Source organism: Kitasatospora sp. NPDC058046 (genome assembly GCF_042885595.1).
Classification (GTDB): Bacteria; Actinomycetota; Actinomycetes; order Streptomycetales; family Streptomycetaceae; genus Kitasatospora.
Map to the genome: position 1 here is coordinate 156,362 of NZ_JBHVRS010000002.1, position 20,725 is coordinate 177,086.

Genomic DNA, 20,725 nt, shown 5'->3' on the forward strand with positions numbered 1-20,725 from the left:
TCGCGCAGGGGCCGCCCGGGCCTCAACAGACAGCGAGGAGAGAGACGTTGGCGATCACCGAGCAGGAGATCCGCAACCGGTTCGCGCCGCCCGAGGCCGACCCCGACCCCGTGAAGCTGGCCATAAAGGTTCGGATCGCGCAGGCCGCGCAGGAACTGGCGCTGATCATCGGGGAGTTGGTGCCCGGATCCCGCGAGGAGTCCGAGGCCATCACTCACCTGGAGATGGCGACGTACTGGGCGATGGCGGGCGTCGACCGCCGCCTCGTCCCGCGCGGCACGCAGCAGTCGGCCGGCGTGGACGGCGCCCCCGGCCCCGGGGGCGCGTGATGGCGGCGACCCTTCGCGGCCTGGTCGTCGAGGACGTCGCCGAGATCGTCGACTGTCTGCTGGTCGGCGCCGCAGCCTGCACCGAGACGAGCCCGGCCCTGGCCGACCGTCGGCGGGACCTCGCGCACCGGATCGGCGATGCCCTGGACGAACCGCTCCGCCCGGCGCGCGCGGTGACGGCGTGAGCGCAACCGACTACCGCACCGGACCCGGCCGCGGCTGGAGGACCGGTCCCTGGCCCGGTCGCCCGAACACCGGCCGCCCCTGACCCCCTGCAGAAGACGAGAGAGGAACCCTCATGGCCGAACACCACCACCGTCCCCGGCAGTCCGGCAGTGCCAACCGTCGGCCGACCCTGAACTCGATGGACCGGGTCGCGCTCCGCGCCGCGATGGCGACGGCGTACGACGCGGTCACGGTGCGGAAGGGCAAGGAGCGGCGCGGGTCTGTCCGCTCGGTCGCCGATCAGTTCGACCGCAGCTACGGCCAGACGCGGACGCTGCTGCTGGAGGCCGGCGTCAAGCTCCGGACCCGCGGCGGCTCGGCCGGCTCCCACTGACCCGCTGAAGGGCGGCCGGACTCGAGGTTCGGCCGCCCGTCGCCCGCCCCCTGCTGACCGCCTCGGCGGGCGCCTTTCCTGGCGCCCGGCCCCCTCGCGCACGGAGCCACCATGACCAGCCCTGCCCTCGTCCGCTACTTCCACGGCGGCTTCCCCAGCCTCAAGGTCGGCGACCGCATCACCCCGCACCCGCCCCTCCAGCACCCGGGCTGTGCGGAGTGCGCGGCGCGCGCCGCCGGCGTCCAGATCGTGATGCCCGACGGCCGGCTGTCCGAGCCTCCGACCGGCCGCCCGGACCGGGTCTACATCAGCACCGACAAGGCGTATGCGCGCTGGTACGCGTCCCGCGCCGTCGCCGGCGACCTGTACCGGGTCGAGCCCGAGGGCGATGCCGTCCGGTCCGACGAGGACCCGTTCGAGACGTACATCTGCGCAGCGGCCGTCATCGTGCAGGTCGTCGAGCGCGCGGTGCGGCTGATGGACAAGGACCGTGGCAGGCTCGACCGCCGGTGGAAGGCCGTCGAGGCCGCGGACCGCCGCGCCCTCCTCGGCATCCCGCAGCAGCTCAACCGCCGGTGACCCGGGCACGCGCGAAGAGGGCGGCCCGCCGGGGCCGCCCTCTTGACGCCGTCGAGCGGTGGTCAGTCCTGGCCGGCGTCGTCGGCCTTCCTGCGGCTGGTCACGGTGGGCTCGCGGAGCCGCTTGACTCCGCGGCCCCGGGCGATCCGGCGTACGGTCTCGTAGCTCATGCCGATCTTGTCGGCGACCGCCTGCGGCTTCATGCCGTCGTCCAGGGCGCGCGCGACCGCGTCGGCGAAGGCGTCGGCAGCGGCGTCCTTGATCTCCTGCGCCTTCTTCTCGGCGGCCTTCTTGGCCTCGATCGCGGCGTCCAGGCGGCTGGTCACGGGGTCGTCGTCCTTCTCTGGCATGGGCCGATGGTTACACACAGGCCGTTGGCCTCGGGGTGATTGTGCTACACGACACGCCCGTTTGCCAACATTGTGTGTGGCCAAGTGTAATGTTGGCTATGTGGTGATCGTCGATCACCACCCGGGCATCGGCATGCACCGACCCGAACCCGTTCACCCGCCGACCGAGGAGAGGGGGGCCGCGTGAGCCTTCACCCGGTTCTCTGGGCCGTTGAGCTGGCCCCGGTCAAGGACGTGCAGGAGCGCGCCGTCCTGACCGCGCTGGTGGTCAAGGGTGACTTCGACGGCCTGAACTGCTTCCGGTCGTACAAGACCCTGGGCGAGAAGGCCCGTGTTGACCCGAAGACCGCCGGCCGCAAGTGCCGGGACATGGCGTCCCGTGGCCTGCTGCGGCGCCAGGAAGTGCACATCTCTCCGCGCTGGTACGCCATTCCCGAGGAGCAGCGGCCGGTGGTCTGGGAGGTGATGATCCCGGCGGACTGCTGGAGCCCGGAGGACCTGGCGGAGCTCAACGTTCGGCGTGCGGAGTTGGGCCGCCCCGCCATCACCAGCGAGAGCCGACCGAGGCTCGGCATTGCCCCGGTGAAGGTCACTCGCTCGGACAAGGGGGTGGCGCGGCCGAAGAAGCCAGCGCCGGATGCTGCTGACCCAGGGACTGAGAGTCCCTACCCCCCGGGGACTGACAGTCCCCACCCCGGGGACTACGAGTCCGGGGCCCGGGGACTTGAAGTCCCACAACCCTCTAAGTCACCTACCGAGTCACCTTCTGAGAACGACCTGGCTGTGCCTGACGCCGTAGGCAAAAGTGCAGGTGGTTTCGTGCGCGCGGCTCGCGGCGACGGTGCGGCCGGGCAAACCGGCGAGGCCGGTGGCGGCTGCGCCGCGTCGGACACCGATCCATCACCCGAGCGCAGGAAGTCCCCGAGGCCGGCGACGGTGAAGACCCGGCCGCGCCAGGAGGCGCCGGGGTTCGACATGGTCCGTGCGGCCGTGCCGGTCGAGGTGGCCAAGCGGGGCACCCGCCTGTATCCGGGACTGGTGCGGGCAATCAACGACCTGCTGACCGGCAACCCGGAGTCGGGCATCCCGCGCCGCACCCCGGAGCTGGTCGTCGCCCGGTTGAACCGCAGGTGGTTTGGCGAAGGAGCGGACGTCCGCTCGGCGGCCGAGTACCGCGGCTGCGAGCGCTGCACCGACACCGGCTGCACGGCCGCCCGGCGCAGCGAGGCGACCCCGTACGGCTGTGACCGCATCCTCAACCGCAGCTCCTGGCTGGCTGCCGCGCTGCTGGCGCAGGACTGCCCGGACCCCGGGTGCGAGGACGGGCAGCTCATCGGCGGGCCGGCCTGCCGGGCCTGCCAGGTCCGGCACGAGGAGCGGCGCGCGGTGCAGGCCGCCACCGGGGAGGCCGCCGACCAGTGGACGGCGGAGGCCGACGCGCGGGCCGCAGACACGGCCGCCGCGAACTGGGAGGAGGCGCGGGCGGCCGAGGAAGCCCGCATCCGGGGGATCTTCACCGCGACCGGGGTGTGGGGCGAGCTGCTGGAGCACCGGGTCGAGCGGCAGATGAGTGGCTGGTGCGAGCGCAACCCCCGGCCGACCTCCGGCCGGCCCGCCGCCCCCGCCGCCCCCGCCGCCCCGGCCGCCCCGGCCGCCCCGGTGGCCGAGGTGGCCCCGGTCCCGGAGACGGCGGTCTGGCAGCCGGCCTGCGCCGCCGACCTGTGGGCCGAAGGCACACCGGGGGACCACGACGTCCCCGCGCCGGTCCCGGCCTGCTCGCCCCACCTGCCCGACGACGTCCCGGCCGAGGACACCCTGCTGTGGCCCGCGGGCGCCGAGCCCGCCCCGGCCGCCCCGGTGGCGCCCGCCGCGCCGAAGCCCACCCCGGCTGTCGCCGAGGCGCCCGCCGACCCGGCCCCGGCCACCGCGGCGCCGGTGCCCGCCCAGCGCTCCACCCAGGCCACGCAGGGCACGCTCCTGCTGGAACTGTCCGGCGGCGGCGAGGGCGCTCCGGCCGGGACCGCCCGCCCTGACCTGCACCTCGCCCCCGACGGCCCGGAGCAGCCGGCCGACCCCCTTCCCGCGGACGCCCCGGCCCGGGTGCCTGCCCCGCGGCCCGAGCGCCACCTACGGGCCGTCAACGACTAACCGACGGGCGCCCGCCCGGCCGACCCGGCCCAGGCCGCCCAGCACCCTTTGCCAGACCGAGAAGGGAGACCCCGATGGACCCGACCGTCCTGCTCGACCAGATCGAACCCGGTTTCTACGCCGTCACCGACCCGGACCACCCGGACACGGTGATCTACTGGCGGCGCGTCAAGACCCGCAAGACCGACGCCCTCAACGCCTGGCCGGCGAAGGCGTGGCACGGCCCCGCCATCCCGAAGCGCTCGGAGCTGCCGGACGACCCGATCGCCCGCACGGTGTTCGTCGACGCCTGGTCCGCCAGCCGCCGCGCCTACCTCACCCTGGTCATCGTGGCGATCCACGCCGACCGGGCCGCCGCCCGCAGGCGGTTCGCCGACTTCTCGATCTGCTGCGCCCGGTGCGGTCGGCCGCTGCTGGACCCCGAGTCGAAGGCGCTCGGCATCGGCCCGGACTGCCGCCGCGGCATGGACCCCGCGCTGCTCGCCCGGTACGCGCCGCCGCTGGTCGGCCAGGCCCACGCCGCGCACCTCGACGCGAAGGGCGTCGACCGGTGACCGCCCCGGCGGGGGCGTGCCGGCACTGCCCGCTCCTGGAACGCGGCCACGCCCGGCAGTGGACCGAGGCGGCCGGCTGGCACCCGTGGACGCCCCCCGCCGAGCAGCAGCTGCGCGACCGGGCCCGCGCCCGCCTCGCCGCCAAGGAGGTGCAGGGGTGAGCTACCGCCACAAGACGGTGCGCGTCGCGGACGGCGTCGCCGCCGGCCTGCCGCAGCTGCGCGTGCACCTGGCCGCCGCCAACGACCTCGGGTTCCACCTCTCGCTGACCTCGACGGCCGACGAGTTCGAAGCCCTGGCCGAAGCGCTCAAGGAGGCGTACGACCTGGCCGCGCAGCTGGCCCGCCGCACCACCCGCACCGGCTGCGCGGAGCACCCCCAGGGCCCGGTCGACCCGACCCCGGAGGATGGCTGGGGGAGATGCCTGCTGTGCAACAGCCGGCGCCGCACTGGCCGCGCCCGCCGCGCCCTCACCCCCTGCCCGGACGCCCAGTTGACCGGCGCGACGTCCGACCTCAACCGCGCCCAGCGGGCCGTACAGGCCGGCCGCGAGCGCAGCGCCCCGGAAACCCGCGGGTGGCGAGAGCCCGAGATCAGGCACACTGCCGCCCTGGACAGCCCGATCCTCGTCCAGCGTGCCGCCACAGCCGACCAAGACCGGAGGCACGCCGCGGCCCTCGCCCGTGCCCGCCGCGAGAAGGCCGAGCGCCGACAACAGACCTGACACGCCGACGGCCACGACCGGCCGAGAAGAGGACCCCGTGAACCCCGACTTCCTGCCCCCGCTCAGCACGGTGCTGCGCACGCTGGGGGAGTACGCCGCCGACCACGAGGTCAACGACTCCACCCTCGGCAGCATCGCCGCCGACCTCGACCGCGCACAGGCCCTCGTCGCCTCCGCCCGCGGCACCGGCCGCACGACCACCTGCGGCCGGCACCCGAACGGGCCGTACGACCCGACGGCGGACAACAAGTGCCTGCTGTGCGGTGCAGCGAGTCGCACTCCGGCGGCGCCGCCGCCGGCCGGAGTCACCCCGGAGATCGTCCTTGCCGAGGTCGACGCGCACGGCGAGGAAGCCGCCGCCGCCCGGTACGGCGCCCGCGCGCTCGCCCGCGCACTCGCCGTCCGCACCCGACAACCGAACGAGACCCGCGCCCCCGCGGTAGCCCGCTGACGGGCCACCAGGGCGTGCGGGACCCACCTGGAGGAACCCCCGCCCATGCCCACCGCCACCCCGCACCCCCGCGAACCCGACGTCCTGCCCCTGCTGCGCCAGGGCCTCACCAACAGCGAGATCGACCGCCGCATCGGCGTCGACCACCGGCAGGTCGCCCGCATCCGCCACGCGCACGGCATCCCGAACATCGCGTGCAGCGAGTGGCGAGCCAGGGTCGACCACCCGCAGGGCCGAAAGATCCGGCTGCTCCTGGACGAGGGCTACACCAACGCCGAGATCAGCCGCCGCACCGGCGCCGACGCACAGACCGTGGCCCGGGCCCGGGAGGCCGGCGCCTTCGGGCCGCCGACGATCCCGCCGGCCCCGCCCCCGCGCCGCATCCCCGCGCCCGGGCGGACGCTGACCGCCCGCTGGGCATCCCGCCTCCAACTGGTCGACGGCGGACACCTCGTGTGGACCGGCACCCGTTCCAGGCGCGGCGGCGGTTCCCCGATCATCAAGGCCGGCGACCGCAACCTGAGCGCCGGCCACCTCTCCTACACCTGGGCGACCGGCCGGCCACCGGTCGGGCACGTCCACCCCGGGTGCGGCTACCCCGGCTGCCTGGCCCCCGCGCACCTCGAAGACGCCGGCGACCGCACCCGCACCCGCCGCGCCGTGCGCGCCGTCCTCGTGCAGGACGAGGCCCCCGCCGTCTGCCGCCGCGGGCACGACCAGCGGAAGGCCGGCCGCTTCGATCCGGACGGACACGCGCACTGCGCGGTCTGCCGACGCGATGGCGCGCGCGCTCGCCGGGCCGGCTGACCCGGGGTTCGGCCCGTCAGCCGGCGCTCGGCCGCGCCTTCGCCGCCGCGGCCTCCCGAAGCTTCACCAGCGTCTCCTCCTGGTGCGCGCCGGCCACAGCCAGCACGGCCAGCAGCACGTCCGACATCGACAGCCGGAGCCCGGCCGGAGAGGTGAGGTCGACGGTGGCCCGGCGCAGCGCGTCCCGCGCCGCGGGGGTCAGCGCCGCTGAGACGAACGGCGTCTTCCGAGTAGTCATGCCAGCACTGTAGCGAACAGTGCGCTACAGTTGCGTGCATGCAATCAACTCGGATTGCATGCGTGAACGTACGTCCTGGGCTACCAACTTGGCGTTGCATTCGCGCAACATCGGCCCTCAAGGAGCCCCGACCACATGGTCATGACCCGCGAGTTCACTCGCGAAGAACTCGGCGCCCTCGGCGTCCCCCCGGACCGCCCCGAGGACGTCGACGGCGACGTCATCCTCGACGACCAGCAGGTGATGGTCCTCAAGTACACCCAGGAGCGCGCCGTCGTCTTCCGTGACGCCGACGGCGACGGTCGGACCTACACCCTGACCTACGAGGCCCCCATCGATATGGGGGACTTCGAGGTCGGCGACGGCGGCCCCGACGACCACGGGTGGACCGGCGACACCGTCACCGCGATGGAGGTCGAAGAGGTCCCCGTCGTCGTCAACGTCTGGCGCCCCGTGGACCACCACTACGACGACCCCGACGACGACAAGGACGACCGCACCGCCGTGCAGCGCCTCGTCGAGCTGTACGAGGAGACCGGTGCCCACTCCGCGGACGCCCGGGAGTGGGCCGCCGATCTCCTCGCCCAGTACGCCGACGAGATCGGCGCCGACCTGCCCTGCCCCCACCTGTCGTGGGAGATCGTCGGCGAGCGCGAGAGCGACGGCCAGCGCTTCCAGACCCGCCGCTGCGCCGACTGCGGCGCCCTGCTGCCCGAGCTGCCCGTCGCCCCGCCGGCCGCCCCGCGTCCGTCCTTCAAGGACGCCACCGGGCGCACCGGCTACGAGGGCGACACCGTCGGCGGCACCACCTCCGGCCGCTACCAGTCCACGATCCTCGGCCCCGTCGTCAAGGTCGGCAAGGACAAGGTCAAGGTCCGCACGACGATCGGCGCCAGCAGCCCCCGGGCCGCCGCCGGCGACGAGGTGTGGATCAGCCGGGACCGCGTCTTCCTCGTCGCCGCCGACGGCCCGACGTCGGCGCGCTGACGGCCAAGCGCCACACCTGGCAGGAGGCCGGCAGCCACCGCAAGCGCTGCGACGACTGCGACCTCCTGGCCATCCGCCGCCCGCACCCCTACGCCCGCCGCTGGTTCACCGAGTGGACCCGCGGTGAGCAGAGCTGGAACACCCCCCAGGGCGACAAGACGCCGCCCTGCACACCCCCGGCCGACCCGGCCTGACCGAAGGGACCAACCCCGTGAGCAAGAAGCTCGCCGCCGCCCTCAAGCGCGAGGACGACCAGGAGGACACCGGCGCCATCCACGGCGACGACCGCACCACCTGCCACAAGCACCAGGGGTGGGCGAAGGACTGCGAGGACCGGCACCGGCCGCTGATCGCGGACCAGCTCCTCACCGAGGGCTCGATCTGACCGTCGCCCCGCCGCTGACCCGGTCGGGCCGGCGCCGCCCCCGCCCTTAACAGGGGCGCCGCCGGCCCGACGGCCAGCCAACCACACACCATCCAGGGAAGGACCTGCACCCGTGAGCATCATGAACGTGACCGTCACCAACGGCGCCGACGAGGTCGTCGAGATCGTCTCGATCCTCCCGCCCGCCTCGCCCGCCCCGGACTACCGCTACACCGACGTGGACGGAGACAGCATCGTCCTGATCCCCGCGTCGGTCCCCGGCCAGGGCGCCGCCGTCAACGTCGTCAGCTCCCGCGCCGGCTGCTCCATCCCGACCGCCGACCTGGAGCCGTTCATCGCCGCCCTGCGCGCCAGCGCCCGGGACGCCGTCGCCCTCGTCGGCACCGTCCCCGGCGAGGACACCGTGCCGGCCGCCATCGAGGCCACCGGGGAGCGCCGGTGAACACCCCGAAGCCCCCGACCCCCGCCCCGACCCAGATCAGCACCTCCCAGCTGCGGGTAGGGCTGGCCGACGTCCTGCGTCGCCTGGCCGAAGGGGAGGCGTTCGAGCTGACCAGGCAGCGCACGCCGGTCGCGACCATCACCCCGCTCGCCGAGCTGACGCCTGGCCCGGTCCCGACCGAGTTGGAGCGGCAGTTCGCCACCACCCTCCGCGGCATCGCCCGCGTCTGCGCCGCCCTCAACCGGCACGGCTACACCACGCTCCAGCAGGTGCGGACGGCGACCGACAACGACCTCTTGGCCATCCGCGACGTCGGCCCCGCCGCCCTCCAGATCATCCGCGAGGTCACCGGGGGAGGCAGCCGGTGACCCCCGACGAGCACGACCCGGCCGAGGCCGGCGCCGTCGCCGTCGAGCAGGACGGGCCCGAGGCCGACTGCACCGCCACAGTGGAGGAGCGGGCCGTCACCCTGATGACCGGCGGCATGACGAACCGGGCCGTCGCCGCGCAGCTCGGCATCACCCAGAAGGCCGCGGCGTTGATCCGGACCGGGCACGGCATCCCGCCCGTGCCCCGCTGCAACTACAAGCGCCAGCCGCACCCCAAGGCCAGGGACGTCCGCTCCCTGCTCGCCGCCGGCCACAGCAACACCGAGGTCCGCCGCCGCACCGGCACCGACCTGCGGATGATCGCCCGGCAGCGTGAGGTGACCGGCGTCGGCCCGGCGACGATCGTGAAGACCGCCACCCGCGTCCACCCCCGCTACGACGAGATCCGGGCGCTGCTGCGCACCCACAGCAACGCGCAGATCGTCACCAAGTTGGGCGTCGACAAGGACGCCGTCTCCCGCATCCGCCAGGAGACCGGCATCGTCTGGCGGCGCCCGCAGCGCTGGATGAACATCACCGAGAAGTGGCTCGACCACCTGGTCCCCCTCGGAGACGGCCACCTGGAGTGGACCGGCCCCCGGGCGAGCAAGAGCCGCACCCCGGTCATCCGGTACGGGGAGGCGTCGTACAGCCCGGCCGCCCTCTCCTTCCGCTGGGGCAACCCCGGCCGGGAGCCCGTCGGCCACGTCTACGCCGAGTGCGGGCACCATCAGTGCCTCGCCCCCGACCACGTCAACGACGAGCCTGGCCGAGCCGCCATCCGCGAGCAGATCCGCTACATCCTCGGCGGCACCGCCCGCCCGGTGCGCTGCGTCCACGGCCACGACCAGGCCGAGCACGGCCGCTACGCCCCCGACGGCCGCGCCTACTGCGAGGCGTGCAAGCGCGACTACCGCCGCGCCCGCTCGACGGCCGGCACCGTCCAGCACCCCACCGACGAGCAGGAGGCGCACCGGTGAACCCCCGCACGCCCCGCCTGACCGCCCCGCAGATCATCACCGCCGCCGCGGACCTGGCGATCACCGCCGACCCCATCCCGGCCAACGCCCGTGACGCCGTGGCCGACTGGCTCACCTGCGTCGCCGCCCGCTGGACCACCGCCAGCACGACGCACGAGCGACGGCACGCCCTCACCATCGCCCTCGCCCTCACCGACGACCCCGACGGAGGGCCGATCCTTGCTGACCGATGACCAGCTGGCCGTCATCCGAGCGGACCTCGAACTCGCCGAGTCCGGCCGCATGATCGGCGTGCCCGCCGGCGCCGAACGCTACGAAGCGTGGGTCCGCATCGGCGACCACCACGCCCGCGCCCTCCTCGACCACGTCGACGTCCTCACCCGGCAGCTCGGCGAGGCCCGCGAACTGGTGGCCTCCTACGGCACCCCCGTGACCCGCTTCCCCCCGCTTCCCCCGGAGGACCCTGGCCTGGCCCGTCAGCGCGCCGACCGCGAGTTGATGAAGTCCGGCTTCACCACCTACCCGCCGTTCGTCGGCCTCGGCATCTGCCCCGACGACCGCTGCCCGACCGGCCCGACCTCCGCGTTCCACCTCACCACGCGCGGCCGGCTGCCCGTCCACCGCGGCGGCCTGTACGACACCAGGTGCGACAGCTCCGGCGCCAAGCCGGCCGCCGTCCTGGCCTGCGCGTACGAGCCGGACCCCGACGGGCCGCGCGTCCACGCCGCGGACGACCAGCTGCCGCAGACCATCCACGCCCCCGGCCTGGCCGGCCAGACCCTGTGTGACCGCCCGGCGACCGCCCCCCTCACCCGCGAGCAGGCCGAGCAACACGGCCTGTGCCGCGCCTGCCGCGAGGCCCTGCACCAGGCGGCCGGCTACGTCTTCAACAGCCGCTCGGTGAACCGCTCCACGAAGCACGCCCCCGTCGGCGACGGCCTCACCCACTGCGGGTTCCACGCGACCGAGCCCATGGACCTGCCCACCGCGCTGAGCCTGCCACTGTGCGGCGCCTGCCGCCGCGCCACCACCCCGCACCCGTCCTGACCGAGGAGACACCTATGAAGGCCATCGAGACCGCCACCTACCCGACCCAGGCCGGCGCGACGGTGACGGTGCTCCGCCACACTCGCCTGGCCGGCCTGCTGACGCTCCTGTGGGAGGCCGACTGCTCCGGCTGCCACGACGGCGTTGTCCTGGACGCGCGCCGGGGCGCCACCGGCCTCGACGACGAGATCCCGGGCCGCCCGGCGGACGAGTCCCCGAGCGTCACCACCGACCGGTGGGCGCGCGAGCACGCCGCCACCTGCACCCGCACCTGGGCCCTGGCCCCGGCCAAGGCCTGACACCCCGCAGCCCCGGATGGCCTGCCCTCGACCTGCACGGGCCGGGGGGAGGCCGTCCCACCCGGAAGGAAGTCCGATGCCGTACGACTCCATCCTCGACATCTCCGCCGACATCCTGCGTCGTGCCGCCACTATCGCGCGCACCGTCGCCCCGCCACCGCTGGAGATCGTCCGCGGCGGAGGCGCTGGCCCCGGCGTCATCTACGCCGCCAACCGCAACATCGTCGCCGATCGGTCTTGGGACCAGTCCTGTGATGCCGCAGATCTGCCGTACCTCACCATCGTGGACAGCACCTTCGGCCTGGCCGTCGCGCAGCTCCTCCAGACCGCTGCCGACCACGAGCGCGCCGACCACGCCGCCGCCCTGAGCGTCTGGCCCGACAACGAGCACCAGCGCGCGGACTTCTTCGCCGGCCGCGAAGACCCGATGGCGCGTAACATCGCCCGACTCATCCTCGACTCCCACACCCGGATGGGCCGGTGAGCCCCGTGCTTCACCCCCTGCGCGCAGCCCGCGCCGCGATGGCGCACGCCTGCACCTGCGAACGCTGGTGGACCAGCTGCGGCACCGACCACGACCCCGACTGCCCGACCCACGCACCGCAGAAGCCCCCGATGCCCGGCCCGATCCCCGCCACGCCGACGGCCTCGACGAGCAGCTGGCCGCCCGGCTGCGTGAGCGCGCCACCACCGACCCCGACCTCGCCGCCGCCCTCGCCGAGGTCGACCGCCTCACCAGCGAGCTGCACCAGGCCTGTGGACGGTCCTCGCCGCCATGTCCAACGCCAAGGCCCCCGACACCCCGAAGGAGCACTGACCCCATGACCGCCACCGACGACACCACCCCCGGCCAGACCGCCTATACCGCGTACGGCGAGGCCACCGCCGGCCTCAACTTCCTCGGCGAGCCGATGCCCACCTGGGACGGCCTGAGCGACGTCCAGCGCACCGCCTGGAACGCCGCCGCCACCGCCGTCACCCTGGCCAACGCCAGCCGCATCGACGCCATCGCCCAGACCATGCGTGCCGGGGAGGGCCCCTACCCGGAGGAGTGGACCTCCCGAGACATCCGCGACGCCGTCCAGGCCGCCGCGACAAACCTGCGCGCCACCGCCCGGCTCACCGCCCGCGCCGTCGTCCAGATCCGCCCGGAGGCCCAGCTGTGACCCGCCGCATCCCCCTCGACGGCCTCAAAGCCGATGCCCTGGACGCCCTCTACGACCGCGCGGAGCACGCCGAGGCCGGGCAGGCCGCGGCCCGCCACGCGGTCACCGTCCTGGCCGCCGCCATCGACGAACTGCCCGTCCACTGCCGCTTCCACGGCGACCGACTCGACCCGCCCCGGCGCTCGCGCCAGACGGAGGCGTGCTGCGACTCCGGCCGCCCCGCCCGGCACCGGCGCGCCGCCGTCGAGGCCCTGGCCGTCCTCGTGCAGGGCAGTACGCCGCTGGTACGCACCGGGCCCTCCGTCGCCACCGTCGACCGCCGCCGCGCCGCCGCGCCCGTCCCGGACCCCCGACAGCCGGCCTGGGACGAGGTCTACGCCTATATCCGCCGCCTGCCCGTCCGCGACGCCGACCTCAACGCGCTGATCTGGCGCGCAGTCGACGCGGCCCTCATCGGCCTGGGCTACCCCTCCAGCTACGTCGAGGTCGCCCGCGCTGCCGACACCCCCGGGCAAGCCGACACCCCGTTGGCGGACGAGCCCGGAAGACCGCGGACCACTGCGGACGCCTGCCCGGCCTGCGACCGGACCTCCCTCTACCTTGGCGACGGCGGATACCTCACCTGCGCCACCGCCGGGTGCCCCCGACCGGACGCCGCAGCGGACACCTTCCGGACACCCGGACATCCCAAGGGCGGACACGTCCGCGAACTGCCGCCAGCCGGGGAAGACGGCCTGCTCGCCGAAGCTCTGACCTGCGCGGACACTGTCCGGACACGGCCCGGACACCCCTGCCCGGACACCAGTGCCGGACACCCGGACACCACCCCCGACCCCGTGCCCCCGGACACCCGGCGCATGGAGATCGCCGCCGCCATCTCCACCGCCTTCGGCCTCCCCGTGGCCCGGGTCGCCGCCGACACCCAGCCCGCCCCATCTCCGAACCCGACCAGCTGACCGAACAGACCCCGGAAGGGGCCAGCACCGCCCGGTGCCAGCCACCCGAACAGAGAGGCCCCCGCAGCGCGGGGGCCTCTCGGCGTTCCGGCCCGTGAGCGAGGTGGGACTCGAACCCACACGCCGTTTGGCCGCACCTTTTAAGGGCGCTGCGTCTGCCTTTCCGCCACTCGCCCGCCGACCACGAGCGTGCCGACCACAGGATCAGATCACGGTCCCTGGTCAATCTCCACTGACGCCTCGTCAGTGTCAAGGGCATGCCCACGCCCGGCAGTCGATACGACGAGTGACTGCTGCCACACCACTCGTGCACATCCAGGTGCACACAGACCCGGCCACGCCCGACAGCCTGATCACGCACGACCAACAAGGAGCCCCGCCATGTCCCACCCCGCCATCCAGGCCGCCGTCGCCTACGCCGCCCTCACCGCCGCCCATGAAGTCGGCGACTACCTCATCCAGGCCGACAAGGATGCAGCCGCGAAGGGCCACCCCGGCCCCGCTGGCGCCGCCGCGTGCGGCCGACACGTTGCCAGCTACACCGCCACCCAGGCCGCCGCCCTCTGGGCAGTGAACCGCTACCTCCGACTCGGCATCAGCCCGGCCCGCGCCGCGGCCGGCCTGGCCCTCTCCGCGGCCACCCACTACGCGGCCGACCGCTGCGCCGGGCACTGGTCCTCGGACAGCCCGGACGAGCCGCTCCTCGTCCGCGCCGCCCACAAGGTCGGCAAAGGCGGCTGGCTGAACGCCGACCACCGCGCTGGCGCCTTCATCGACCAAGCGTGGCACAAGGGGTGGATCTTCGTCGCCGCCGCCGTTATCGCCGGTCCCGGACGCCGGGCCTGACTAGCCCGGACCACTCAGGCCTTCCGGAGCACCTCGTTGCGTAGCGCGCGCAACAACATCAGGGCGTCCTCGTTGTCGGCGTCGGTGAACGCGTGTACCGCTAGTAGGACAGACCGGCCGATCGACTTCGCGACGGCGGGGTGGTCGCCCGCGAGAGCGGCCTGACTGTGCAGGGCGTCAGCCAGGACGCCGACCAAACGGCCCGCCGGCTCGCCGTTGATCTCCGCGATCAGTCGGCGCGTTTCACCGTGATCCATGGCGGGGGTGAGCCCGGCGGCGGCGACCAGGATGCGGTGGAGTGTGTGCTGCCCATAGGCGGCCAGCAGGGTCGGCAGCGGGCGCTCACCCGCATCACCCGCCAGCGCCACCAGTGCGCCGTCGTTGTTCCCGACGACGGCCTCCAGTGCAGCCAGTGCCCGCAGATGCTCGTCGTCAGACAGTTCGACATCCATGGCACCACACGCTAAGCCAAGGCCTGTGACATGCAGGGGCGTTCGCCCTAAGTCGCTCGCTTGCCACCCGCGTGGGGGAGCACCGGAAGAACACCCGCCAGCGCGCCGGCACCCAGGTCGGCTACCCTCCCCCGGCGGACGGGGCCGTACAAGCGTCCGGGCGGCCATCCACGCCGCCCGGCCGCCGCCCCACGGGCCGTCATCCGATGTCGTCGACCCGCGCCGACAGCGTCCGGGTAGTGTCCGGGCACCGGTGCAGCACCCCGGCTGGCCCTGTCCGCGCAGCCGCGCGGCACCCCCTCCGACCAGCGCGGACAGCGTCCGGACACGGCGAAGGCCCCGGTGTCCGGACGGTGTCCGGGCCGGGGCCCTGGGGGCGGAGGAAGCGCAGGGGGCGCGCAATGCCGGCGAACGGGGCGCTACGCGCCGTCTGCCGTCGCCCGCTTCTCCGCCTTCGCCCGGTCCTGGTCGGAGCGCACGATCCCCTTGGCGATCTGACGCGCGCGGCTCTCCGTCACGCTGATCAGCCCCCCGATGTCCTTGTACGTCATCCCGCTGCCGCCGTCGTACAGCGCGGCGCCGGCCTCCTGGCGCATCTCCCGCACCGCCTCGTGAAGGGGGCGCCAGCCCTGCAGAAGGGCGGTCAGGCGAACGAACCGCTGCTCCGGGGTGTCCTCCGCGAACAGGCCAGCGATCGCGTCGCGGACTTGCTGCGCCTCCTCATTCAGGACATTCCCACTCAAAACACACCTCATCTCTGTTGCGCCCCCTCCAAGCTGTAGGTTAACCTACAGCTCTGGAAGGTGACGCCCTTTCAGAATTCAGCACCATGCCCCAGCTACGTGGTTGCACACGCAGGTCGGGGCCGCTGAAAACAACGGTGCCCGGTGGTTGCACACCGGGCACCGTCAACAACCCCGACCCGTGGTTGCACACGGGCCGGGCCGCCCACCCCTGATGTCACCAGGAGCAAGCACATGAAGGTTACCGATCAGATCACGGTGGGGGGAGAGCAGGCCGGTCGGCTGATGGCGCGCGTCGCCATGGTCCTCCGCCGCGTGTACCCCAGTCTCCCCCTCCAGGCCGGCCCCGAGGGCCCCGTCTTCGGCGTCCTCTTCTCCGAGTCGTACGCCGAGGCCGCCACCGACGCCGAGGCCGAGCAGCTCGCGCAGCAGACCCTCGGCCTGCTGCCCGAGATCAGCGCCAAGACCAGCCGCGGCGAGTACGCCCTGCTCCTGTTCAAGGCCGCGTACGCCGCCGGCTACGACTGGGAGACCGGCGACACCCGCCCGATCACCCCGATCGACTCCGCCCCGCAGGCCGGTCTGAAGGAGGACTGGGCCCGGGACGTCCGGACCCCGGCGATCCCGAAGATCCCCGGCCAGCGCACCGCCTCCCCCGTCCCCGCCCCGCAGGGTGCGGCGGCCGGCCCGCGCGGCCCCAAGGACCCGTCCGCCCCCGGCGGCCCGCGCGGCCCGCGGCTGGAGGTGGCGGTCTGATGGCCGAGGAGACGAACGACGGCAAGGACGACCTGCACGCCCAGTGCGCCGCCGACTACGGCACCCCCGAGCAGCGCGAGGACCGCAAGGTCAAGGCCCGCGACCAGCGGGCCGGCGCCCAGGCCCACGGCAACGAGTCCGGCGGATCGTGGGGGCGAGGCTGATGTTCGAGTGGCTGACCGGCGGCAACGACCGCCAGCTCGCGGCGACGACCTACGAGGGCCGTGAGTCCGCGACCGACCGCAAGGCGCGCAAGGACCGCGAGGCGCGCAACAAGCGGGACTTGAAGGACGGGCAGCAGCGCGTGAAGGCCGCCAACAAGGCCGACCGCGCCGGCCGCCGGACCCACGCCGCCGGCGAGCACCGCCGCTTCGGCGGCCGGTAGCCCCCCGCCCCGACAAGTCCCTCCCGTTCACCGGCCGGGCCCACCCCCGTGGGCCCGGCCAGATAGCTGACCACCCGAGCCCGGAGGGCCCCCGATGAACACCACCCCCAGCGGCGAGCAGCAGCTCCGCGTCCCCGGCGTGAAGTACCGCCCGGTCACCAAGACCCGGATGGTCGAGACGACCATCGGCGGCGAGACCCGGCTGACCGCCCAGACCTACAAGGACTGGGAGCCGGTCCCGCCGAGGAACCTCGACGCGATTTTCCTGCGCGCTGTGATCGGCCTGGCCGTCGGAATGACCGCTGTCTCGGTGATCTGGTCGACCGCCAGCATCGGCGACCAGCTGAGCACAGTCGTCCTCGCCGAAATCGCCTACGGCTCGGCCTCAGCCTTCGAACTGACGTGGATTGCGCTCCAGGTCGTTGAGTGGCTGCTCCGCTACGACCCGGAGCGCGCCAAGCTCGCCCGCTGTGGTGGCTGGGTCGCGCTCGCGGTCGTCGTCGGCTCGGTGGTCACCCACGGCGTGGACAAGGACAAGATCGCGGCCGGCGTCATCGGCGGCGGCGTCAGCATCCTCGCGAAGGGGTTGTGGGTCGTCGTGATGAAGATGTTCACCGTGCCGCTGGGTGAGAACTCGGCGGACTTCCTGCGGCAGAAGCGCGAGGAGCTGGCGGTCAACCGGGTCGTCCTCGGGGAGAAGAACCGCCTCGACGGCGTCCAGGCGTACCTCACCGCGATCTACGGCGAGCAGGCCGCTCAGCCGATCGAGCAGCCCCGCCCGGCCCCGGCCGAGCTGCCCGCCGCTCCGGCGGCCCCGCCCGTCCCCGCGGCGCCGGCCATCCCGGCTGCTGCGCCGATCCCGGCGGCGCCCGCGCTCCAGCACGTTCCCGCCCCGGCCATCCCGGCCCCGGCTGCTCCTGCGGTGCAGCCGACCGTGGCCCCGGCGGTCCCGGCGGTGCCGCCCGCCCCGGCACCGGCGGTCCCCGCGGCTTCGGTCGCTTCGGTCGCTGCTCCGGCGGCGGCGCCCGCCCCGGTCGCACAGCCGGCCCCGGCCCCGGTGGCCCCGGTGCTCCAGATCGCCGGCGCCCCGTCCATCTCCAGCACCATCCGCGAAGCCCTCAAGGCCGACCAGGCAATCAGCGACGAGGACCTGATCGCCCACGTCGCCAGCGTCCACGGCGACCGGCCCGGGATCGCCGACACCGTCACCCGCACCCGCCGGCGGATCGAGAACCCGGCGCCGAAGAAGAGGAAGAAGGGCGCATGAGCGACATCGACGACCTGCTCGCCGAGATGGCGGCCGACGACGCGGCGGACGCCGCCGCTGACCTCGCCGTCACCGAGGCCGCCGCCGCGGTGGTCGAGGAGGCCGTCCAGGCCACCCCGGCTGCCCCGGCCGTCGAGCCGGACGACTTCCCGCTGGCCCCGCCCGCTCCGGCGGTGGACGAGGCCGCGGCGGCAGCTGCCTTCGACGCCGCTGTCGGCGACGCGTTCGGCGGGACGCCCGTACCGGCCGAGCCGGACGAGGACTGCCTGATGCTGTCGACCGACCCGGCCGAGGACTTCGCCCAGGCCGGCCGGGCCGTCCCGCCGCCGCCCACCGCCCCGCCCACGATCCCCGCGCAGGCCAGCCCGGCCGTCCCGCCGCCGCCCACCACCCCGCCGACCGTCCCGGGCCCGGTGTACACGCAGAAGTACGACCTCCCGCCGGGGCACGTCCCCGGCGGCGGCCGGCTCCCGCGGGCCGGGCAGACCGTCGACCTCACCGCGCAGCCCGCCGCCCCCGAGCCGGCCCCGGCCGACGAGCAACCCGCCGACGAGGGGGAGCAGCCCGCCGCCGAGGCGCAGCAGGCGGACGACGTCTTCCCCTGGTGGTCCCTCATGTGGGCCCGCGTCACCGCCAAGGACGGACAGGCCGCCCGCGCCGCCCACACCGCCTACACCGAGGCCCAGGCCGCCTACGCCAAGGCCCAGGCCCAGGCCGCCGCCGAACACGCCGCCGCCCAGGGCGAGGAGCAGGCCGCCGCCCCGGCCGAGCAGACCTACGGCAGCGGCAGCTGGAAGCCCGCCGACAAGCGCCAACGCTGGATGCTCTTCAACAGCGGCGCCGCCGCCATCGGCTACGGCTTCAACATCAGCCCCTGGTTCGAGGGCTTCATGCCCGCCGCGCAGGCCGGTGTGGTCGGCACCATCGGCCTCGCCTTCGACCTCGCTGGCGGGTGGGTGACCTGGAAGGTCCTCGGCCACCGCGCCGTGCAGGCCGTCCTCCCGCACCCGTTCATCGCCCGCATCGTCGGCACCATCAGCCTTGGCGAGGTCTGCCGCCGCCTCGCCCCCGCCGGTGCCGCCTGGCTCGACCAGCACGGCAGCAGCTGGGGCCTCGGCCCCAGCGTCGCCTCGCTGTGGATCACCGCCGTCGTCGTCAACGGCGGCATCTACTACCTGATCGACCACCGGGTCCGCCACCGCACCGCCTTGGTCCGCTTCATCTGCCGCGTCCCCCTCGCCACCGCCGCCGTCGCCACCCTGCTGTACGCGCCTGGCCCGACCCTCTGAAAGGTCTCACGATCATGAGCCAGCTCATCGGCGCCATCACCGCCACCGGCTTCGCGGCCGGCTCCTCCATCGCACTCCTCGCCGGCCTGCGCGGTAGCGACCGGATCAACCTCAAGAGGGACACCGCTACCGGCCTCGGCTTCGTCGTCGGCAGCCTCTGGATGGCCGCCGGAAGTACCTGGTTGGACATGGCCAACGATGTCCACGAGATCCCCGACTCCGTGTTCGGACAGGGCGGCATCGGCGACCCCGGCCCCGGCGGTGCCGTCCTGTGCATGGCCTTCACCGCCCTCTTCTTCAAGTGGAAGAAGATGCTGATCCCGAGCGTCCTCGGCATCAGCATCGCCGTCGCCGCCGATGCCGCTGGCGGACTCGGCGACAGCGCCGTCAACGCGATCCAGATGTTCACCGGAAAGCTGGGCTGACCATCATGGGGGAGGACACCACCACGACCGCACCCGCCGCCGAGGGCACCCCGGGTGAGGACTTCGACTACCGAGAGGTCCTGCGCACCCTCGGCCCCATCGCCGCCCTCGGCGGCAGCATCGTCCTCATCCGCCTGCTCCTCGCCCTCCTCGTCCGCACCCTCAAGGCCGCCGCCAACATGAAGCAGACCCCCGGCCCGGTGGAGGAGGGCGACGACAGCAAGCCGAAGGGGGCGGGCCGGGCCGCCAAGGCCAAGGCCAAACAGCAGTCCCTCCAGGACCTGCTGGAAGGCATCGGCATGGCGGCCCTGTGCGCTGGCATCACGGCCGGCATCACCGGCACCCTCGGCACCATCCTCTGGAGCCTGCTCACCCCCTGGCACAGCTACATCATCGGCGTCGGCATCGCCGCCTGGTACGTCTCCGCCCTCGTCGTCGCTCCCCAGCGCAAGCCCCGTCCGGCCGCCGAGAAGGCCGCCCCCGCTGCCGCCGACGAGGATGAGGCCGGCGACGAGGAGGCGGACGAGGACGACGAGCTGTACGACGACGAGGGGGAGGACGAGCTGCACGAGGAGAACGATGCCCCTCGAAACGATCATGAAATGATGGGGGAGCAGCGCATCTGCGTCGAGCACCCGAACGACGCTCTGGCCCGCCTGGCGCTGAGCGAACTCCTGGCCGCCATCGGAACCGGCCGCAAGGGTGTCCACCTCGCCACCATGATCGAGTCCATGGCTCCCGGCTGGGACGTTGCCGCCCTGCGGCAGCGCCTGGCCTCCATCGGCATCCCCTCCCGGAAGCTCCAGATCCGCAACGTCGGCAACACGTGGGGCCTCCACGTCGACGACGTGACCAAGGTGTTCACCGTCCCCCTGGAGGAGGTCCTGGCCACGCTCACCGGGAACGCCGACCGGGCCCGCTCCGGCACCCCCACTGTGGCCGTCCAGCGGCTCCTCCCGCCCCCCGCCAGCAGCACCAGCACGACGGCCCTCGCCGAGGCTGTCCAGGCGCCCGCTCCCGCCGCCTGCGCGGCCCCTCTGCCGGCCCCCGCCGGTACCCCGACCGAGGGCCCGGGCGGGGCTCCCGCCGAGGCCCAGCAGCGGCCCGCGATGGCCCGAATCCTGCACCTCGCCAAGGGCCCCTCCCCCGACCAGGTCGCATGACCCCCCGCCCGGCCGGAATTCACCATCAAC

Annotated in this window: 35 protein-coding genes and 1 tRNA gene; 30 read left to right on the forward strand and 6 right to left on the reverse strand. The window is 74.0% G+C overall.

Annotation, left to right across the window (positions count from 1 at the left end; genetic code table 11):
* Positions 1-47 precede the first annotated feature (47 nt).
* The 4 genes from ACFVU7_RS04730 to ACFVU7_RS04745 all read left to right on the forward strand — a co-directional run bounded on the left by ACFVU7_RS04730 (position 48) and on the right by ACFVU7_RS04745 (position 1,467).
* A complete protein-coding gene (locus ACFVU7_RS04730; RefSeq protein ID WP_388044305.1) occupies positions 48-329 on the forward strand; it encodes a hypothetical protein in 282 nt (93 codons plus the stop codon).
* On the forward strand, positions 329-514 hold the full coding sequence (locus ACFVU7_RS04735) for a hypothetical protein (protein ID WP_388044306.1): 186 nt from the start codon (positions 329-331) through the stop codon (positions 512-514). Before ACFVU7_RS04730 ends, ACFVU7_RS04735 begins: the two co-directional genes overlap by 1 nt.
* A 113-nt stretch (positions 515-627) precedes the next feature.
* Positions 628-888: a helix-turn-helix domain-containing protein gene (locus ACFVU7_RS04740; protein WP_388044307.1), complete on the forward strand. Its 261-nt coding sequence runs from the start codon at positions 628-630 to the stop codon at positions 886-888.
* A gap of 111 nt (positions 889-999) precedes the next feature.
* The gene (locus ACFVU7_RS04745) at positions 1,000-1,467 is read left to right on the forward strand and encodes a hypothetical protein (protein ID WP_388044308.1); all 468 of its coding nucleotides are present in this window, start codon (positions 1,000-1,002) and stop codon (positions 1,465-1,467) included.
* Positions 1,468-1,529: 62 nt separating this feature from the next.
* Here the strand turns inward: ACFVU7_RS04745 and ACFVU7_RS04750 are convergent, their stop codons facing one another.
* Complete coding sequence (locus tag ACFVU7_RS04750; RefSeq protein ID WP_388044310.1) at positions 1,530-1,817, reverse strand: hypothetical protein; 288 nt, start codon at positions 1,815-1,817, stop codon at positions 1,530-1,532.
* A gap of 936 nt (positions 1,818-2,753) precedes the next feature.
* Between ACFVU7_RS04750 and ACFVU7_RS04755 the strand changes: the two genes are divergently transcribed.
* From ACFVU7_RS04755 to ACFVU7_RS04780, 6 genes are all read left to right on the forward strand, one after another.
* Positions 2,754-3,965, forward strand: coding sequence for a hypothetical protein (locus tag ACFVU7_RS04755; protein ID WP_388044311.1), 1,212 nt, complete (start codon positions 2,754-2,756; stop codon positions 3,963-3,965).
* Positions 3,966-4,039: 74 nt separating this feature from the next.
* Positions 4,040-4,519 carry a DUF6011 domain-containing protein gene (locus ACFVU7_RS04760; protein ID WP_388044312.1) on the forward strand — a complete coding sequence of 160 codons (480 nt, stop codon included), beginning with the start codon at positions 4,040-4,042 and terminating at the stop codon, positions 4,517-4,519.
* Positions 4,516-4,680, forward strand: a complete 165-nt coding sequence (locus ACFVU7_RS04765; RefSeq protein WP_388044313.1) for a hypothetical protein — start codon at positions 4,516-4,518, stop codon at positions 4,678-4,680. Before ACFVU7_RS04760 ends, ACFVU7_RS04765 begins: the two co-directional genes overlap by 4 nt.
* Entirely contained in the window at positions 4,677-5,243 is a 567-nt protein-coding gene (locus ACFVU7_RS04770; protein WP_388044314.1) for a hypothetical protein, read from the forward strand. Before ACFVU7_RS04765 ends, ACFVU7_RS04770 begins: the two co-directional genes overlap by 4 nt.
* Positions 5,244-5,280: 37 nt before the next feature.
* Positions 5,281-5,694 carry a hypothetical protein gene (locus ACFVU7_RS04775; RefSeq protein WP_388044315.1) on the forward strand — a complete coding sequence of 138 codons (414 nt, stop codon included), beginning with the start codon at positions 5,281-5,283 and terminating at the stop codon, positions 5,692-5,694.
* A gap of 45 nt (positions 5,695-5,739) precedes the next feature.
* Positions 5,740-6,501 (forward strand): hypothetical protein, encoded by a 762-nt coding sequence (locus ACFVU7_RS04780; protein WP_388044316.1) that lies wholly within the window; start codon positions 5,740-5,742, stop codon positions 6,499-6,501.
* Positions 6,502-6,517: 16 nt separating this feature from the next.
* On the opposite strand, the gene ACFVU7_RS04785 is transcribed toward ACFVU7_RS04780, so the two are convergent.
* Positions 6,518-6,739: a hypothetical protein gene (locus ACFVU7_RS04785; RefSeq protein ID WP_388044317.1), complete on the reverse strand. Its 222-nt coding sequence runs from the start codon at positions 6,737-6,739 to the stop codon at positions 6,518-6,520.
* A 135-nt stretch (positions 6,740-6,874) separates the two neighbouring features.
* Here ACFVU7_RS04785 and ACFVU7_RS04790 point away from each other — a divergent pair, with 135 nt between their 5' ends.
* The 10 genes from ACFVU7_RS04790 (at position 6,875) to ACFVU7_RS04835 (ending at position 11,731) form a co-directional block, all read left to right on the forward strand.
* Complete coding sequence (locus ACFVU7_RS04790) at positions 6,875-7,726, forward strand: hypothetical protein (RefSeq protein ID WP_388044318.1); 852 nt, start codon at positions 6,875-6,877, stop codon at positions 7,724-7,726.
* Positions 7,666-7,920, forward strand: a complete 255-nt coding sequence (locus ACFVU7_RS04795; RefSeq protein ID WP_388044319.1) for a hypothetical protein — start codon at positions 7,666-7,668, stop codon at positions 7,918-7,920. Before ACFVU7_RS04790 ends, ACFVU7_RS04795 begins: the two co-directional genes overlap by 61 nt.
* Positions 7,921-7,937: 17 nt before the next feature.
* Complete coding sequence (locus ACFVU7_RS04800; protein ID WP_388044320.1) at positions 7,938-8,111, forward strand: hypothetical protein; 174 nt, start codon at positions 7,938-7,940, stop codon at positions 8,109-8,111.
* A gap of 112 nt (positions 8,112-8,223) precedes the next feature.
* Positions 8,224-8,553 (forward strand): hypothetical protein, encoded by a 330-nt coding sequence (locus tag ACFVU7_RS04805; RefSeq protein WP_388044322.1) that lies wholly within the window; start codon positions 8,224-8,226, stop codon positions 8,551-8,553.
* Complete coding sequence (locus ACFVU7_RS04810) at positions 8,550-8,921, forward strand: type II toxin-antitoxin system Phd/YefM family antitoxin (RefSeq protein WP_388044324.1); 372 nt, start codon at positions 8,550-8,552, stop codon at positions 8,919-8,921. Before ACFVU7_RS04805 ends, ACFVU7_RS04810 begins: the two co-directional genes overlap by 4 nt.
* Positions 8,918-9,901 (forward strand): hypothetical protein, encoded by a 984-nt coding sequence (locus ACFVU7_RS04815; protein WP_388044325.1) that lies wholly within the window; start codon positions 8,918-8,920, stop codon positions 9,899-9,901. The genes ACFVU7_RS04810 and ACFVU7_RS04815 overlap by 4 nt, the downstream gene beginning before the upstream one ends.
* Positions 9,898-10,134, forward strand: a complete 237-nt coding sequence (locus ACFVU7_RS04820) for a hypothetical protein (RefSeq protein WP_388044326.1) — start codon at positions 9,898-9,900, stop codon at positions 10,132-10,134. The genes ACFVU7_RS04815 and ACFVU7_RS04820 overlap by 4 nt, the downstream gene beginning before the upstream one ends.
* Positions 10,121-10,948, forward strand: a complete 828-nt coding sequence (locus tag ACFVU7_RS04825) for a hypothetical protein (RefSeq protein ID WP_388044327.1) — start codon at positions 10,121-10,123, stop codon at positions 10,946-10,948. Before ACFVU7_RS04820 ends, ACFVU7_RS04825 begins: the two co-directional genes overlap by 14 nt.
* A 14-nt stretch (positions 10,949-10,962) precedes the next feature.
* Positions 10,963-11,247: a hypothetical protein gene (locus tag ACFVU7_RS04830; RefSeq protein ID WP_388044328.1), complete on the forward strand. Its 285-nt coding sequence runs from the start codon at positions 10,963-10,965 to the stop codon at positions 11,245-11,247.
* A 76-nt stretch (positions 11,248-11,323) separates the two neighbouring features.
* Positions 11,324-11,731: a hypothetical protein gene (locus ACFVU7_RS04835; protein WP_388044329.1), complete on the forward strand. Its 408-nt coding sequence runs from the start codon at positions 11,324-11,326 to the stop codon at positions 11,729-11,731.
* A gap of 10 nt (positions 11,732-11,741) precedes the next feature.
* Here the strand turns inward: ACFVU7_RS04835 and ACFVU7_RS04840 are convergent, their stop codons facing one another.
* A complete protein-coding gene (locus ACFVU7_RS04840; protein ID WP_388044330.1) occupies positions 11,742-11,996 on the reverse strand; it encodes a hypothetical protein in 255 nt (84 codons plus the stop codon).
* Positions 11,997-12,068: 72 nt separating this feature from the next.
* On the opposite strand from ACFVU7_RS04840, the gene ACFVU7_RS04845 reads away from it, so the two are divergent.
* Together ACFVU7_RS04845 and ACFVU7_RS04850 are read left to right on the forward strand one after the other, a co-directional pair.
* On the forward strand, positions 12,069-12,413 hold the full coding sequence (locus tag ACFVU7_RS04845) for a hypothetical protein (RefSeq protein ID WP_388044332.1): 345 nt from the start codon (positions 12,069-12,071) through the stop codon (positions 12,411-12,413).
* The gene (locus tag ACFVU7_RS04850; protein WP_388044333.1) at positions 12,410-13,369 is read left to right on the forward strand and encodes a hypothetical protein; all 960 of its coding nucleotides are present in this window, start codon (positions 12,410-12,412) and stop codon (positions 13,367-13,369) included. Before ACFVU7_RS04845 ends, ACFVU7_RS04850 begins: the two co-directional genes overlap by 4 nt.
* A 95-nt stretch (positions 13,370-13,464) precedes the next feature.
* On the opposite strand, the gene ACFVU7_RS04855 is transcribed toward ACFVU7_RS04850, so the two are convergent.
* Positions 13,465-13,545, reverse strand: a tRNA-Leu gene (locus ACFVU7_RS04855).
* Between the two features lie 205 nt (positions 13,546-13,750).
* Here ACFVU7_RS04855 and ACFVU7_RS04860 point away from each other — a divergent pair.
* A complete protein-coding gene (locus ACFVU7_RS04860) occupies positions 13,751-14,215 on the forward strand; it encodes a hypothetical protein (RefSeq protein WP_388044334.1) in 465 nt (154 codons plus the stop codon).
* A gap of 14 nt (positions 14,216-14,229) precedes the next feature.
* Here the strand turns inward: ACFVU7_RS04860 and ACFVU7_RS04865 are convergent, their stop codons facing one another.
* On the reverse strand, positions 14,230-14,667 hold the full coding sequence (locus ACFVU7_RS04865; protein WP_388044335.1) for a hypothetical protein: 438 nt from the start codon (positions 14,665-14,667) through the stop codon (positions 14,230-14,232).
* Positions 14,668-15,086: 419 nt separating this feature from the next.
* Positions 15,087-15,410 (reverse strand): hypothetical protein, encoded by a 324-nt coding sequence (locus ACFVU7_RS04870; protein ID WP_388044336.1) that lies wholly within the window; start codon positions 15,408-15,410, stop codon positions 15,087-15,089.
* 234 nt (positions 15,411-15,644) lie between these two features.
* Here ACFVU7_RS04870 and ACFVU7_RS04875 point away from each other — a divergent pair, with 234 nt between their 5' ends.
* The 7 genes from ACFVU7_RS04875 (at position 15,645) to ACFVU7_RS04905 (ending at position 20,695) form a co-directional block, all read left to right on the forward strand.
* A complete protein-coding gene (locus ACFVU7_RS04875; protein WP_388044337.1) occupies positions 15,645-16,166 on the forward strand; it encodes a hypothetical protein in 522 nt (173 codons plus the stop codon).
* The gene (locus tag ACFVU7_RS04880; RefSeq protein ID WP_388044338.1) at positions 16,166-16,330 is read left to right on the forward strand and encodes a hypothetical protein; all 165 of its coding nucleotides are present in this window, start codon (positions 16,166-16,168) and stop codon (positions 16,328-16,330) included. The genes ACFVU7_RS04875 and ACFVU7_RS04880 overlap by 1 nt, the downstream gene beginning before the upstream one ends.
* Positions 16,330-16,551, forward strand: coding sequence for a hypothetical protein (locus tag ACFVU7_RS04885; RefSeq protein WP_388044339.1), 222 nt, complete (start codon positions 16,330-16,332; stop codon positions 16,549-16,551). Before ACFVU7_RS04880 ends, ACFVU7_RS04885 begins: the two co-directional genes overlap by 1 nt.
* 94 nt (positions 16,552-16,645) lie before the next feature.
* Positions 16,646-17,818, forward strand: a complete 1,173-nt coding sequence (locus tag ACFVU7_RS04890) for a hypothetical protein (protein ID WP_388044341.1) — start codon at positions 16,646-16,648, stop codon at positions 17,816-17,818.
* A complete protein-coding gene (locus ACFVU7_RS04895; RefSeq protein ID WP_388044342.1) occupies positions 17,815-19,107 on the forward strand; it encodes a hypothetical protein in 1,293 nt (430 codons plus the stop codon). The genes ACFVU7_RS04890 and ACFVU7_RS04895 overlap by 4 nt, the downstream gene beginning before the upstream one ends.
* A gap of 14 nt (positions 19,108-19,121) precedes the next feature.
* A complete protein-coding gene (locus tag ACFVU7_RS04900; protein WP_388044343.1) occupies positions 19,122-19,532 on the forward strand; it encodes a hypothetical protein in 411 nt (136 codons plus the stop codon).
* Positions 19,533-19,537: 5 nt separating this feature from the next.
* The gene (locus ACFVU7_RS04905) at positions 19,538-20,695 is read left to right on the forward strand and encodes a hypothetical protein (protein WP_388044344.1); all 1,158 of its coding nucleotides are present in this window, start codon (positions 19,538-19,540) and stop codon (positions 20,693-20,695) included.
* Positions 20,696-20,725: the final 30 nt, after the last annotated feature.